A 13,862-nucleotide genomic window follows, 5' to 3' on the forward strand; every position below is an offset into this window, starting at 1 on the left:
ACCTGACCTGGATCGCCGATAGATCGACGTCGAGGCGTTTTTCAGACAAAAAGGCCTTAGAGCCGGGCTGTTTTCCATCTTGTGCAACTTCAAGGTGCTAAAGTAGTTGCACAGACAGCAGTACAGACGCTATTCTGAGGAATGAGTGTGTTTTTTTTATCTGATATTTGGTGTCCTTCGGGGCGGAGTACCTAATTGAAGCGTCGAGAATTTATTGTACAGTCTGTGTCCGCCTCAGCCTTAGTGGCGGGCGCAGGCTATGTGTCATGGGATATGCTGGCTCAAGGCTCTGCGCTGATCGACATACCCTTGGCCCAGCGCGCAACCAAAGCTGCTGCGCAGGTGTTAAACGGTTCCAATCCGTCATCGGATGAGGGCATGTTGGTGCGACCGGCAACCCAGGCAAAAGCCCCAATGCAGCCTGCGACTCCAAGTCATGCCCGACCGGCCGTGGCCTTTGAACAACATCGCGCCGAGCAGCTGATAGACCAACTCCCCGCACAACCGGCGAGTGAAACCCCTATTGAAGAGGTTGTCTTAACCGCAGCGCAAAAACGTGCTACTGCACCACAGGATGCATCCCAGATGCAGGCCTCAGCAGATTCCAGCCAAGAAAAAATTGCCAATTTCGAAGCGAACTACACCGACGATATCGTCTTAGATGGCGCTCAATACACGCTGCTGGTGCAAACATTAGAGCGGATAAACAGGGTCCAAAAATACGTTGGTTATGGCAATTTCAATGTTTTGTCGCTCGATGATACCTATAAGTACGGTAAATACTCGGCCCGAATAGGTGAATTTACCCGAGCCGAGAAAGATTTTTTGGATGAGATTTTTACCGCAGACTCAAGCAGATTGGGCTTTTTCGGTGAAAAGGTTATCGCCAAGCAAACTAATGTGATTGCGGAAAAAGACATAATTAAGATATCCGGTACCGGACACTATGTGTTTCGAGGTCAGTCAGAAAACTTTTACAGCAAATTGCGCACCGAAGTCGGTGAGTCGCTGATCCTAACCAGTGGCGTCCGCAATGTACCGAAGCAGTACCAGTTGTTTATGGCCAAAACCGTTCAGGCCAGCGGTAACATGTCCCGGGCATCCCGTTCACTCGCCCCGCCAGGTCATTCGTACCACGCTATCGGTGATTTCGATGTGGGTCAGGTTGGCGCCGGTTTGGAGAACTTCACCTCCGCCTTTGCGGCCACCGATGAGTTCAAAAAACTGCAGAATCTAGGTTATGTGCAGATTCGCTATACCGCCGATAACAGCCTAGGGGTTCGCTACGAGCCTTGGCACATTCGAGTGGTTTAAAAAAAAAGCGCCGAGGGCGCTTTTTTTTTGCCTTTAAATTGTCCTTCAGCGTGACTGCTTCAAGCTATCGGCAATCAAAAAGGCCAATTCCAGGGCCTGGTCTGCGTTCAAGCGCGGATCGCAATGGGTATGATAACGATCGGCCAGATCAGTTTCTGAAATCTCAAAGGCACCGCCCAAGCATTCTGTGACATTGCGCCCGGTCATCTCAAAATGGACCCCACCGGCGTAGGTGCCCTCTGCCTTATGGATGGCAAAGAAATCTCGCACCTCGGCCAAAATATCATCGACCCGACGGGTCTTGTAACCGGTACTGGCTTTGATCGTGTTGCCATGCATGGGATCGGAACTCCACACCACCGAGCGGCCTTCCGCCTTGACATGGCGTAACAGACGCGGAAAGTGCTCGCCGATCTGTTCCGCTCCCATGCGCACTATTAGATTTAAGCGGCCGGCTTCATTGTTCGGGTTCAAAATATCGATCAGGCGGATCAACTCTTCCGGGTCAGTGGACGGACCAACCTTGAGGCCGAGCGGATTTTTAATGCCGCGGCAGAACTCCAAATGCGCGCCATCGAGCTGACGTGTGCGATCCCCGATCCATACCATATGCGCAGCACAGTCATACCAGTCACCGCTAAAGCTGTCTTTTCGGGTGAGCGCCTGTTCATAGGGCAACAGCAACGCCTCGTGCGAGGTATAGAATTGCGTTTCACGTATCTGGGCGGTATTTTCAGGCGAAATACCGCAGGCGCTCATAAAGGCCAAGGCTTCATCAATGCGCTCGGCCAATGATTGATAGCGAGCACTCTGGGGGCTTTTTTCAACGAAATTTTGATTCCACTTATGCACCTGATGCAGGTCCGCGAGGCCGCCTTGGGCAAAGGCGCGGATTAGATTCAGGGTCGAAGCGGACTGATGATAGGCCTTTAGCATGCGTTCCGGGTCAGGCTCTCGGGCCGCTGCGGTAAACTCAATATCATTGATGATATCGCCCCGATATGAGGGCAAGGTCACGCCATCGATGGTTTCGTTGTCGGTTGATCGAGGTTTGGCAAACTGCCCGGCAATACGCCCGACCTTGACCACCGGACTCTGCCCGCCATAGGTCAGCACCACGGCCATTTGCAGCAAGGCCATAAAGGTGTCGCGAATATGGTTGGTGCGGAAGTCACGGAAACTCTCGGCGCAATCGCCCCCTTGCAGTAAAAAAGCCTCGCCACGAGCCACCTTCGCCAATTCCTTTTTCAACTGACGGGCTTCACCGGCAAAGACCAAGGGCGGCAGGTTGGCCAATTGCTGTTCAACGGCGGTGACCGCAGTTGGGTTCTGATAATTCGGCATTTGACGGATCGTTTTGCCGCGCCAGGAGTCCGGGGTCCAGTCAGTCATGAGTTTCTCTGTAAAAAATAAGAAGGTGTATTCTAGGCGACAAATTTTCGATTGCTAGGCCCAATCGACCCTTGCGGTGAATGAGTTCGATTTGCTTGTACTAAATTGCATACATGCTCGCCAACTAGGAGCGCTTTAGGGTGCGTTGATTGGCATAATAGAACTCCACGAAGGCCTCCAGAGGTAAGGGTTCGGAATAGTAGAATCCTTGCACGATCTCGATCCCGATGGCACGCACGAAATCCATTTGTGCCGCTGTTTCCACGCCTTCGGCAACCACCGCCATGCCTAGGGTATTGGCCAACGCCTGGATTGAGTTGACCACCCCATAGGCTGCGGTGCTGTTGTAATCCTCGGTATTGACAAACAGCTGGTCGAGTTTCAATGTGTCGAAGGCATATTTTTTAATCTGGCCGAGCGAGGAATAGCCGGCGCCGAAGTCATCCAGAGTTGTGCGAAAACCGAAACTACGCAATAGATCTAGGTTTTGTTTGGCAATCTGTGGATTGCCGATTAATTCCTCCTCGGTAATCTCAAATTCAATCTGTTGCGGCACCACATCATAGCTCGCCATGATGGTACGAATGTCCGCTATGAGGCGCAAATCGTTTAGCTGTGTGGGTGAGATATTAATAGCCCCAACCAAACCGGGTTGAGCCAACTGTTGGAGTAACTTGCAGGTTGATTCGGCCACCGCATAGGTGATGTATTCCAGTACCCCGCTGTCCTGGGCCACCGGAATAAAGGCGATGGGTTGCACCAGTGCACTCTGATCATCCCGTAGCCGGGCGAGCGCTTCGAATCCGACGATGGCGCCGGTGTCAATGCGCACCTTGGGTTGGAAGTAGGCGCTGAAGCGACCGTGCTCGATGCCCTCACGCACAGCGGTCTCAATGAGTTGGCGTTGCTTTTCAAATTCGACCAGTTCCGGTGAAAAGAGCACGCTGCGCATCTTGCCTTGCTTCTTGGCCTGATACATCGCCAAATCGGCATATTGCATCAAGGTAGATGGCGACGTGGCATGCGCTGGGTACTGCGAAATGCCAATACTGACGCCGGTGTAGAAGGCCTTGTCATCAATATTTATGGCTGTTTGAAAGCCCTCGACGATGCGCCGGGCAACAAACTCCGCGTTTTCATCACCGGTCAAAATAATGGTGAACTCATCGCCTCCCAACCGGATCACCGAGTCTTGCCGGGCATCAAGTTGGTGCAGACACAGATCGTCAATCGCTTGGCCGCGGACCAGTTGGCGCAGGCGCTTGCCGACGGCAATCAAGACTAAATCGCCGGTGGTGTGGCCATACATATCATTGATCTGTTTAAAGCCATCCAGATCGAGAAACAAAATCGACAGGGGTCGCAGAACCTCTGCCCCGGTATTGCTTGCCAAGAAGCGATACAGGGCGGCTCGATTGGGTAGGCCGGTTAGTGGGTCGGAAAAGGCCTGACGTTCGAGGCTGGATGAGGATTCCCGCAGGCGGTACATCAGGCCATCAAATTTTTGTTTGAGTTTGCCGAACTCATTGTCATCGTATTGGCGCAAGCTTATATCGCCGACGGCAGGGCTATCGGATTGAGCGATTAAATCCGAAAAGACCGCCAGTGGCCTGAGGATAACGACTCGCAACAACAGCACCGTCATGCTTAACAGGCTGACCACCACGAGAATAATAATGATCAGGCCGCGCTGCAGCAGTTGGGTCGAGACATCGAAGTAAATATCGTTGCGTAAGCTGGACTGCAGGATGAGCCGATCCAAGATCGGTTTTGAGACGCTATTGACTCGACTTGCTTGGACTGAGGCGAGATCAATTTTCAGCTCGGCTGCCGTGTCAAGATCGTAGTAATTTTGGCCATCGACAATAAAGGACGACAGAATACGCTCGGAACTGTTCTTGTTGGTCAAACGCACCAGGTCGACGGAAATTTTAATATAACCGATCAATGGATTAAGATCGGTCATCAGCCGACTGGAAAATTGCCGAATCGGTTGGTAGGCATTCAATAAGACGCGTTTGGGATCGAGTAACTCAACGCCAAAGAGGATGGTGTCACTTTGCGCCACGCTATTTCCGGCTCGTGTCAGGAGTCCTGTGTCCAGGTCTGTATCGGTAACGGCCTTATCCTTGACATAGATGTCTTTGAAACCATCGGGTAACACGATGGCAATTTCGGCATAGAATTCCCGATGTTTAAAGTACCGCTTGAGCGTCCGGGTGCCCTCGGAATGGAACAGCTGATAGCGGCTGATCTCATTGGTTGCGAAGTAACTGGTGATCACGCTGTCGTTGCTGATCAAATCCAGGTCGGATTTCACATTGGCCAAGAGGTTGTCCACCAGTTCACTGCTGAGCTGTAGATGAGTGCTCAGCCGGCTGTGGATCTCATCCTCATTAAACTGATCGATAATCTGTCGGTTGAAAAACGCAAACACCAGCAGCGCCACTGCGGCTATCAAACCCAGATTGACTAAGAATTTGGTCTGTAGCTTCATCGCTCAGTCAATATCAAGGTTATTGATAATCTTCATCATGGTACGAATTGTTTGGCGGGACGGCCGCTGCAGCGTTTCAAAGCGGTCGGCATTGGCCGGGAACACCGCCTCATTAGTGCGTATGTCCGCCGGCAGTAACGACTTGGCCTGGTCGCTGAAGGTCGCCGAGTAGTGATAACGTACATTTTGAGCGTTATTTGCCGGTTCGAGTAGAAAATCGAAGAAGGCCATTGCGAGCTCTGTTTGGGTACTGTTGGCGCTCAGCGTCCAATAGTCGATCCACAGTACGGTGCCCTCATCCGGCACCATCATTACTGTGTATAGTACGCTGTAGGTTGTTTTATAAATTTACCCGCCATTAAACCCACCATTAATAAAATGGGCAATTTAGCGGGTTTTCTGTATGTGGCGCATTGATTTAGCCGAACTAGCTGCCTTTGCGCCCCTGCTGGATTCGTCACCCTCAGCCATCAAGCTTCGGCCTTGCCAACAGGTAATCATCATCTTCGTATTGCCGGGCTACTTTGCCGTGTGCTAAGTTTTGTGATACCTGATCCCGGGCTTTACCTTGTGTAGCCTCCGGATGGACTTGAAGATAAATCATTATCAATCGGGCACGCTTAACGAGTTGGTCCAGTAGGCCGCTTTTGGGGTTGGCCTTTAAACCCTGCCCAGTCTCTATTATTTCGTCCTCGGTTAGCATTTGAAACGACAACCGCTCAGTACGGAACAGGTTCCTTGATAACTCCACCAACATCAACAAGTCCTGATCATTCCAGGATCTGCCTGCCTTGGCTTTGACGAGCTTATCCCAGTAAGGCCTAACACCGTAACCCAGCTCTACAGCGACCGGTGGATTAATGGCCTCTAGAGCGCCATTGATGATCTCTTGAGCGCCTTTAACGGTGTCTGATCTGTGTCGAGTCATGGTCAAAGCATCCTATTGTGGTTTAGGCTTTCAAGTGTGCTAGCGATGAAGGAGAGGTACCCCAACGGTACTTGGGCCTATAAGCTGCAAAGGCTGGCTATGCCCCTGGGAGTGGCTGTGACGGTGTGTGAGTTGCCTTGCTGTTTATTTGAGCGATAGCGATGGGGGAGTACGAAAAGACCCTTTGTTAACATGAGTATTATTTCATTAAACGACGGCCCTTCCAATACTATTGTTGAGCTGCTTTTGTATCTAAATACTCAGTAAGGAAGTGTGCAGAAGTGCGTTCAGTTCATACGTTTAATGTAATCGATGACTTTAATCGGGTATGCTTAACGATCGACGTGGATTTTTCGCTACCGTCTCAGCGCGTAATTCGCTCATTGGAAAGAATCATTGAGTGGCGCGGAAAACCCAGTGCACTTCGTTGTGACAATGGGCCAGAATATATAAGTCAGGATCTTATTGATTGGGCGAATCAGGAGCAGATTACATTACTTTATATCCAGCCTGGAAAGCCAACTCAAAATGCTTACGTTGAACGATTTAACCGTACTGGAAGGAATGAGTGGTTGGAGTTGAATATCTTTGAGGACATCGTGCATGCTCAATTATTGGCAACCCAATGGCAATGGACTTACAATAATGAGCGACCACATTCTTCGATTGGCGGGTTCCGCCGAGACAACTACTGTGATTGATAACCTCTCTATTTTTAGCTGATATTAAAAATAGGGGGATTACAGTGAACTTGCAAATTTAATACGCCTTAGGAATAGGTATTCAATTCAAAAGCGATTTTTTTTGCAGAGATGAGACCCAGTACGGTAGCCTGATCGACATTAAATACCGTTGCGTCAATTTTTTGAAAAGAAAAAGCGTCAGCGTACAAATTTGCAAGCTTTTCTTCCCCTAACACATATATAGGTCGATTCTGCCAGAAATATTTTGCGCTTAACACGTCATATCCTATCAATAACCCTGATAGGACTGCTGTTGTAGGCGAGGCCACAGTCGCTATTAACAATGATTTAGCACGTATACGAAATAACATTGAAAGCAATAAATCAGGTGATTTTGTTATTTCTTGTACAGAATCTAAAAACTCTTGTTGATCCCAGCTTTTCATATCAAGTGTAAGCTGAAGAATTGAATACCTGCTTAAGATGTTATACATTTCACCAGTAATGCTTGTTTGAAAACGCTCTACCAGGCCATTTTCAACGGCGACCCACTTAGTATGGGTACCTGGCAAGCATAAGCATCCACTGAAGTTGGGATTATTCCTGAGAAAGCCCGAAATTTGAGTTTCTTCCCCACGCATCACGTCTTCGGGGAATCGTTGCTTTAGTCCAGGCAGAATTTTGACAGAAATCCTAGGGTCTTTAGTCTTAGGGCTTACAATTCTTTTAGGTTTCGATACATTAGAAGGCACAGATTCATAAGGCGCTTCCATCCAGCCGTTCTTCGACCCTACCATTCCACAGATAACGACAGGCATTACCCAATTATTTGATAATAAATCCTCGGTCAACTTGACTAATATAGATTCAAAGCCATCAGGCTCAACCATACTCATACCCTGATCAGAAGTACGCTTACAAATAACATCACCGTTGACATCGATTGCCCATATTCTAAGGTTTGTCGTACCCCAATCCGCCGCAATAAAACTGATCGTTTCTGAATCTATATTTTCCATTGAAACCTCGATGATAAATAATATTTAGACTTATTTGAATCAAATCAATATTATAGTAGGTTTACCGTGATATTGAGCTGAACGACCCTAAATATTCAGACCAATAGGCAGCTGACTCTAAACCAAATTTCGTTGGAACTAAGGCCGGAGCGCGATCATAAATTTCTATACCAGATCTTAGGCCATAGATACGTTTACCATAGCAGATTAAATGCTCAATAGACTGCATAATAAAGACAATAACAGGCAGCACTTTTTGATACATTTCTTCAGCTGATTTATAGTCACCTACCTCCCATAAATCCAATATTTTTTTACTGAAATCGATTACATCTGGGGCCAATACAAATCCATCGACTCCGGCACGCAGACAGTCCGTTATCTCTAGTGCACCTCGACCATTTAAGATGGTCAGTTTGTTGCCGATGGCCTTAATGAGGTTAGCGATTTCTATGGCAGACACTTCAGCTTTGATCAGTGAAAACTGAGGGCACTCATCTGTTAATTTATCGATATCGGATGAAGTTAATGAGCGGCCCAAATATTGTGGTGCATTTTGAATCGCAAAAGGTACCGAAAACCCTCTTGCAACATTCTTGAAAAAATTCAAATAAACATCACCAGAAAATGACCCTACTGCAGGGGGCTGGAGAATTAACCAATCAGCCCCATTGTCTATGGCAAATAAGGTAAGCTCTCGCTGAGTATCAACGTTATTCCCAGTAATAGTGACAGACAAAGGAACTCTATTTTTTATTTCCTCAGCTGCCCATTTAATAATATCTCTTTGTTCTCTTGGCGTTAATTTATTCACTTCGGTTGCTAGGCCTAATACTGTTATTCCGTCGACGCCTTCATCAAGCATTAACTGAATTTGAGCTCGCATTGCAGACTGATTTAATTTTCCATTCGCTTCAAATAATGCATAAATAACAGCATGTGTTCCTCTGAATGAATGCATATTTACCACTCCGCTATAGAACCATCTTCGTGGCGCCAAACCGGTGCTCGCCACTTATGACCGACTTTAGCTAGCTTCTCAATAGCGGCTTCATCGATGTTAATACCTAAGCCAGGTCCATTAGGAATAGGTAAGAATCCATTTTCAATTTCAAATTTTGAATCAGGCATTACATAGTCATTTAGGTCGCCACCTTGATTGTAATGTATACCTATACTTTGCTCTTGGATAAAGGCGTTGTAACAAATGGCATCGACCTGCAAGCAAGCGGCTAGGGCAATAGGCCCCAGTGGACAATGGGGCGCTAAAGCAACATCGTAAGCTTCGGCCCAATTACCAATGCGTACCATTTCAGAAATACCGCCAACATGTACGGTATCTGGATTAATAACACTGGCGGCTCTTTTTTCAAATACTTGTTTAAAGTCGTAGCGGCTATGAAGGCGTTCACCAATGGTCAAAGGGATGGACGTTGATCGTGACAAATTCACCATTGCATCAACCTGCGCTGAAACTACGGCATCTTCGACAAAAATCGGACGCAAATATTCCAGTTCATGCAACAGAACTTTCGCCATTGGTTCATGAACTCGGCCATGAAAATCGAAAGCCAAATCCATATCCACACCGACTGCAGTTCGTAGTTCATCTAGTTGCTTCACAATGCCATCAATCTTCTTGTAGCTATCAACTATTTGAAGCTCACTGCAGATATTAAATTTAACCGCGTCGTATCCTTTAACCTGCATCTCTTTGACACTTTTAACTAAGCCGCTTGGACGGTCTCCACCAATCCAGCAATAGCTTCGAACCTTATCGCGAACTGGGCCACCTAATAAAGAATAGATTGGTTGATTTAAAAACTTTCCTTTAATATCCCAGAGTGCAATATCAATTCCGGATATTGCACTCATCAATACGGGTCCGCCTCGGTAGCAACCATTTCGATACAATTTCTGCCAAGTGTCTTCTATTCGCAGTGGATCAGTGCCAATTAAAAAGTCTTCAAGTTCTGAAAATTTGGCGGCCATTGTTTCTGCATGGCCTTCCAGTACACCTTCGCCCCAACCAACAATACCTTCATCAGTTTGAACTTTCACGAACAACCAACGCGGAGGTACTACATAGGTTTTGATCGATGTTATTTTCATATAGGTTTCCATATTCACGTATTACTAAAAAATTATTTACTTAAATCCCCATTACATAGATTGGTCCATGTTTGCACCAATTCTGCCGCGACAATGCGGACCTCTTCGGCTGTTCGGCCGGGCGTATATAGGTTGCTGCCAAACCCAAAACCGCTAATGCCAGCATCAAACCATTCTGCCATATTGCTAGCATTTACACCGCCAACTGCTAAAATAGGTGTATTTCTGGGCAACACGGTTTTGATGTCTTTAAAGTAATCACAGCCTAGCCGTTGCGCCGGAAATAACTTAAGCGCTGTAGTGCCTGCATTTATTCCGGCAAAGGCCTCAGAAGGAGTCATAAAACCTGTGAACGTGGCAAGACCTGCTGACTTACCTGCCTTTATTACTTCAATATCTGTATTGGGAGTAATTTGTAGAACTGCATTGAGTTCAGCGAGTTTCGCTGATGCTTTTACATCTACAACAGTTCCTGCACCAACAAGAATATTATCGGGCACTAGTGCTTTCAGGCGACGAATACTTTCCCATGCGTCAGGGGAGTTTAATGGTACTTCGATAAATCGGAATCCTTCAGCCACAAGGACTCTAGCAACTCCTTCAATTTCAGAAGGCTGAATGCCTCGTAAGATTGCGACCAATGGCATAGTACTAAGAGCTTCCTTTAGTAAATCAGAAAGTTGAATATTCATAATTAATGCATCACCATTCAGCTACACTGCCGTCTTCGTTAGTCCAAACTGGGTTGCGCCAGCGATGTCCAACCTTGGAGCGTTCTTCGACATATTCCTCATTAATTTCAACGCCTAACCCTGGGCCGCTGGGTATTTTTATATAGCCATCTTCAATACTTAGCGCGGTTTTATCGACTAGGTAATCCAGTACGTCGTTACCTTCATTATAGTGGATGCCCATGCTTTGTTCTTGAATAAAAGCGTTGTGACATACGGCATCTAGCTGCAATGATGCTGCTAAAGTCAGCGGTCCTAATGGACAATGCGGTGCCAACGCGACATCATAGGCGCTCGCCATATTCGCTATTTTGAATCCTTCACTAATGCCACCACAATGACTAAGATCGGGTTGAATAATATCGATCATACCGTCAGCTAACAGATCTCGAAATTCAAACCGTGTATGCAGTCGCTCGCCTGTTGCTAACGGATAACTCAAGTTTTGGGCGATATGTTTGAGCGATGAAAGGTGTTCTGGCAACACCGGTTCTTCGACAAACATGGGCTTAAATTGTTCAAGTTCACGTAACAACGACTTTGCCATTGGGCGGTGAACACGGCCGTGAAAATCAATACCAATTCCAACGTTTGGGCCCACTGCTTCACGAGCTTGTGCAACTCGTGCGACAGCCTCATCAATTTTACGATTCGAATCGACAATGGCCATTTCAGCTGTGCCGTTCATTTTAAATGCGGAAAAACCTTTATCGACTAAGGCCTTCGCGCCAATCGCTACTTCCGTCGGTCTATCTCCGCCGGTCCAGGCATATACCTGCATTTTATCTCTACATGCACCACCCAATAACTGGTGCACGGGTACATCTAAGTCACGGCCTTTCAAATCCCAAAGGGCTTGATCAATGCCGGCAATAGCGCTCATTAATATAGGACCACCGCGATAAAAACCACCGCGATACATAACATTCCACAGATGCTCAATGCGACGTGGATCCTGACCAATTAGATAATCAGCGAGTTCTTTTACAGCGGCTTCGACAGTTGCTGCCCGACCTTCAACTACGGGTTCGCCCCAACCATAAACGCCTTCGTCAGTTTCTATCTTAAGAAACAACCATCGCGGCGGCACTAGCCAAGTTTTAAGTGCGGTTATTTTCATGTTACTTCCTTAATATATCTCCCAAATTTAGGAGGGATAGGCCCGTTTTAAAATTCGATTATTCTTTTACGGCAATATTTAAAAGACGCGTCTTCGTATAATCCTCGCTCATCCCTAGGTCTTGACCGGTGCGCTCTAACAGTGCAGTTGCGGCCATGTACGCAACATCTGGTTGACGCAGGCGTATTGCTTCTTTCACGCGTCGATGCCTTTCCATACTATCGTTTAGTTCGTTTGCACTGAAATTTGATTCTTCAACCACCAGAGTGATTGATGGCCTTAACACATGGCTTAATTGCGACCAGATTAAATTGTTTGTTGCTTCGAAAATTGCTTCATGAAATTCAACATCATATTCATTGTGACTTTTACCTTTCCAAACCATATCTTCACGACCTAAAGAGGTGATCATGCCTTCAAAGGCATCCTCAATGGCGAGTAGGTTAGTAGCAGTGGCGTTCAAAGCTGCCAGTGATGAAACATAGGGTTCTACGGCCACTCGGAATGTGAACATTTCATTAATAAAGCGCTTGTCTTCTTTGCCATAGGAAGCCATCCAGCCGATCACTTTTGGATCAAGGAGTTGCCAATCAGACCTATTCCGCACTTGGGTTCCTGTACCTGATATTTTCTTCAATATACCTAACGTTACAAACGTTTGGAGAGCACTACGAATAGTACTACGACTTAGGTCATATTGTTCACATAGGTCAATTTCACGAGGAAGAAGGCTACCGGTGCCATAGCGACCGGAAAATATATTTTCAGCAATCATCTCGGTTATATCAGGTTTACTAGTCATTATTTGGTTGCCAGATCAGTATGTCTGGTATAAGGTATCGTATGTCGGACATAAGTCAAGGCAAATTTCTTGACACTCTTTTCCAAATGAGACTCTTACACTCGAGAAAAGTTACCGGCAACATTGGTGTTAATGCTATCTGTAACATTGGTTGATGCCAAAAATGAAAGTCACCATAGGACTATGTAATATGATAAAAACAAAAACGAAATTACTCGTCACTGCACTAAGTAGCTTAATAGCCACTTCAGTTTTAGCAGCTGACTTCAACTTCAAGTTTCAATCCTCTGATCCTTCAGGTGTTTTGAACTTCGAATTACAACAAGACTGGGCAGACCGTGTAGAAGTTATGTCTGGTGGTCGCATCTCAATCGATCTATTACCGACAGGTTCAGTTGTAAAGCACACCGAAACTCTCGGTTCTATGAAGTTGGGCATTTTAGATGGCCACATTACTTCGACGAGTTATTTCTCAGGTCAAGACCCTGCGTTTTCGCTATTAGGCGGTACAGTGGGGGCTTGGTCTGATCCAGACCAATTGCTTCAGTTCATGAACTTTGGCGGCGGTAACGAGTTAATGACTGAATTGTATGCCCCTTATGGCGTACATTTCATCGCAGCTTCTACAACAAGCCTTGAAGCATTCGTCTCTAGAGTACCACTAGACGGTGTTGACGACCTTAAAGGTTTGAAAATGCGTGCTCCAGAGGGCATGGTTCAAAAAGTTTTCGCAGCAGCTGGCGCAGCACCTGTTAATTTGCCTGGTTCTGAAGTCTTCACTGGTTTAAGCAAAGGCGTTATCGACGCTGCTGACTACACCGCGTTCTCTACTAACCATGCTCAAGGTATGCATGATATTGCTCCACACCCTGTATATCCTGGTTTCCACTCTTTGCCATTAGTCGATGTTTCAATGGCTTCTAAGAAGTGGGACATGTTACCTGCAGACTTACAAGAAATCATGGTTGTTTCTGCTCGTGATTTTGCTAACCGCATTACCAACACACTAAAGCGGGCCGATGCAGTTGCTGTTGCTGAAGCACGTGCGAATCCTGACATCACAATTCATGACTGGTCAGCTGAAGAGCGTCTAAAATTCCGAGCAATTGCCCGTACTCAGTGGGAAGTTACGGCTAAGCAATCTCCAAGTGCACGTAAAGCATTAGACGTTTTAACTGCATATTTAGAAAGCGCTGGGTTGCTTTAATATCGAGTAAGTTTATATTAATACAGGAGGGCTTTAGCCCTCTTTTTATTTACAATG

General features: G+C 46.7%; 12 protein-coding genes and 1 pseudogene. 3 read left to right on the forward strand and 10 right to left on the reverse strand.

Translation table 11 applies throughout. From position 1 onward, the window contains the following. The first annotated feature begins 195 nt into the window (after positions 1–195). A complete protein-coding gene (locus REIFOR_RS06125; RefSeq protein WP_100256716.1) occupies positions 196–1,314 on the forward strand; it encodes a M15 family metallopeptidase in 1,119 nt (372 codons plus the stop codon). Positions 1,315–1,359: 45 nt separating this feature from the next. On the opposite strand, the gene REIFOR_RS06130 is transcribed toward REIFOR_RS06125, so the two are convergent. The 4 genes from REIFOR_RS06130 to REIFOR_RS06145 all read right to left on the reverse strand — a co-directional run bounded on the left by REIFOR_RS06130 (position 1,360) and on the right by REIFOR_RS06145 (position 6,131). Next, the gene (locus REIFOR_RS06130; protein WP_100256717.1) at positions 1,360–2,706 is read right to left on the reverse strand and encodes a class II 3-deoxy-7-phosphoheptulonate synthase; all 1,347 of its coding nucleotides are present in this window, start codon (positions 2,704–2,706) and stop codon (positions 1,360–1,362) included. A gap of 124 nt (positions 2,707–2,830) precedes the next feature. Continuing rightward, entirely contained in the window at positions 2,831–5,203 is a 2,373-nt protein-coding gene (locus tag REIFOR_RS06135) for a putative bifunctional diguanylate cyclase/phosphodiesterase (protein ID WP_100256718.1), read from the reverse strand. Between the two features lie 3 nt (positions 5,204–5,206). Then, complete coding sequence (locus REIFOR_RS06140) at positions 5,207–5,515, reverse strand: type 2 periplasmic-binding domain-containing protein (protein WP_100256719.1); 309 nt, start codon at positions 5,513–5,515, stop codon at positions 5,207–5,209. A gap of 151 nt (positions 5,516–5,666) precedes the next feature. Continuing rightward, positions 5,667–6,131, reverse strand: coding sequence for a hypothetical protein (locus tag REIFOR_RS06145; RefSeq protein WP_100256720.1), 465 nt, complete (start codon positions 6,129–6,131; stop codon positions 5,667–5,669). 284 nt (positions 6,132–6,415) lie between these two features. Between REIFOR_RS06145 and REIFOR_RS06150 the strand changes: the two are divergent. Beyond that, a pseudogene (locus REIFOR_RS06150) lies at positions 6,416–6,832 on the forward strand (integrase core domain-containing protein); the annotation flags it as partial. A gap of 68 nt (positions 6,833–6,900) precedes the next feature. On the opposite strand, the gene REIFOR_RS06155 reads toward REIFOR_RS06150, so the two are convergent. From REIFOR_RS06155 to REIFOR_RS06180, 6 genes are all read right to left on the reverse strand, one after another. Beyond that, entirely contained in the window at positions 6,901–7,833 is a 933-nt protein-coding gene (locus REIFOR_RS06155; protein WP_100256721.1) for a 2-dehydro-3-deoxygalactonokinase, read from the reverse strand. A gap of 61 nt (positions 7,834–7,894) precedes the next feature. Further along, positions 7,895–8,794 (reverse strand): dihydrodipicolinate synthase family protein, encoded by a 900-nt coding sequence (locus REIFOR_RS06160; RefSeq protein ID WP_100256722.1) that lies wholly within the window; start codon positions 8,792–8,794, stop codon positions 7,895–7,897. A 2-nt stretch (positions 8,795–8,796) separates the two neighbouring features. After that, entirely contained in the window at positions 8,797–9,945 is a 1,149-nt protein-coding gene (gene dgoD / locus REIFOR_RS06165; protein ID WP_100256723.1) for a galactonate dehydratase, read from the reverse strand. Between the two features lie 32 nt (positions 9,946–9,977). Further along, entirely contained in the window at positions 9,978–10,637 is a 660-nt protein-coding gene (locus REIFOR_RS06170; protein ID WP_100256724.1) for a 2-dehydro-3-deoxy-6-phosphogalactonate aldolase, read from the reverse strand. Positions 10,638–10,647: 10 nt separating this feature from the next. After that, on the reverse strand, positions 10,648–11,796 hold the full coding sequence (gene dgoD / locus REIFOR_RS06175) for a galactonate dehydratase (protein ID WP_100256725.1): 1,149 nt from the start codon (positions 11,794–11,796) through the stop codon (positions 10,648–10,650). A 58-nt stretch (positions 11,797–11,854) separates the two neighbouring features. Then, positions 11,855–12,598 carry a FadR/GntR family transcriptional regulator gene (locus tag REIFOR_RS06180; RefSeq protein ID WP_100256726.1) on the reverse strand — a complete coding sequence of 248 codons (744 nt, stop codon included), beginning with the start codon at positions 12,596–12,598 and terminating at the stop codon, positions 11,855–11,857. Between the two features lie 190 nt (positions 12,599–12,788). Here REIFOR_RS06180 and REIFOR_RS06185 point away from each other — a divergent pair, with 190 nt between their 5' ends. Continuing rightward, positions 12,789–13,805 carry a TRAP transporter substrate-binding protein gene (locus REIFOR_RS06185; protein ID WP_227003777.1) on the forward strand — a complete coding sequence of 339 codons (1,017 nt, stop codon included), beginning with the start codon at positions 12,789–12,791 and terminating at the stop codon, positions 13,803–13,805. The last annotated feature ends 57 nt before the right edge of the window (positions 13,806–13,862 follow it).

This window comes from Reinekea forsetii (assembly GCF_002795845.1).
Lineage (GTDB): Bacteria > Pseudomonadota > Gammaproteobacteria > Pseudomonadales > Natronospirillaceae > Reinekea > Reinekea forsetii.

Excerpts from the sequence above, each read along its gene's own strand:
- REIFOR_RS06180 (WP_100256726.1), bottom strand. The coding sequence starts at position 12,598 with ATGACTAGTAAACCTGATATAACCGAGATGATTGCTGAAAATATATTT.
- REIFOR_RS06170 (WP_100256724.1), bottom strand. The coding sequence starts at position 10,637 with ATGAATATTCAACTTTCTGATTTACTAAAGGAAGCTCTTAGTACTATG.
- REIFOR_RS06185 (WP_227003777.1), top strand. The coding sequence starts at position 12,789 with ATGATAAAAACAAAAACGAAATTACTCGTCACTGCACTAAGTAGCTTA.
- REIFOR_RS06135 (WP_100256718.1), bottom strand. The coding sequence starts at position 5,203 with ATGAAGCTACAGACCAAATTCTTAGTCAATCTGGGTTTGATAGCCGCA.
- dgoD (WP_100256723.1), bottom strand. The coding sequence starts at position 9,945 with ATGAAAATAACATCGATCAAAACCTATGTAGTACCTCCGCGTTGGTTG.
- REIFOR_RS06155 (WP_100256721.1), bottom strand. The coding sequence starts at position 7,833 with ATGGAAAATATAGATTCAGAAACGATCAGTTTTATTGCGGCGGATTGG.
- REIFOR_RS06140 (WP_100256719.1), bottom strand. The coding sequence starts at position 5,515 with ATGATGGTGCCGGATGAGGGCACCGTACTGTGGATCGACTATTGGACG.
- REIFOR_RS06145 (WP_100256720.1), bottom strand. The coding sequence starts at position 6,131 with ATGACTCGACACAGATCAGACACCGTTAAAGGCGCTCAAGAGATCATC.
- dgoD (WP_100256725.1), bottom strand. The coding sequence starts at position 11,796 with ATGAAAATAACCGCACTTAAAACTTGGCTAGTGCCGCCGCGATGGTTG.
- REIFOR_RS06130 (WP_100256717.1), bottom strand. The coding sequence starts at position 2,706 with ATGACTGACTGGACCCCGGACTCCTGGCGCGGCAAAACGATCCGTCAA.
- REIFOR_RS06160 (WP_100256722.1), bottom strand. The coding sequence starts at position 8,794 with ATGCATTCATTCAGAGGAACACATGCTGTTATTTATGCATTATTTGAA.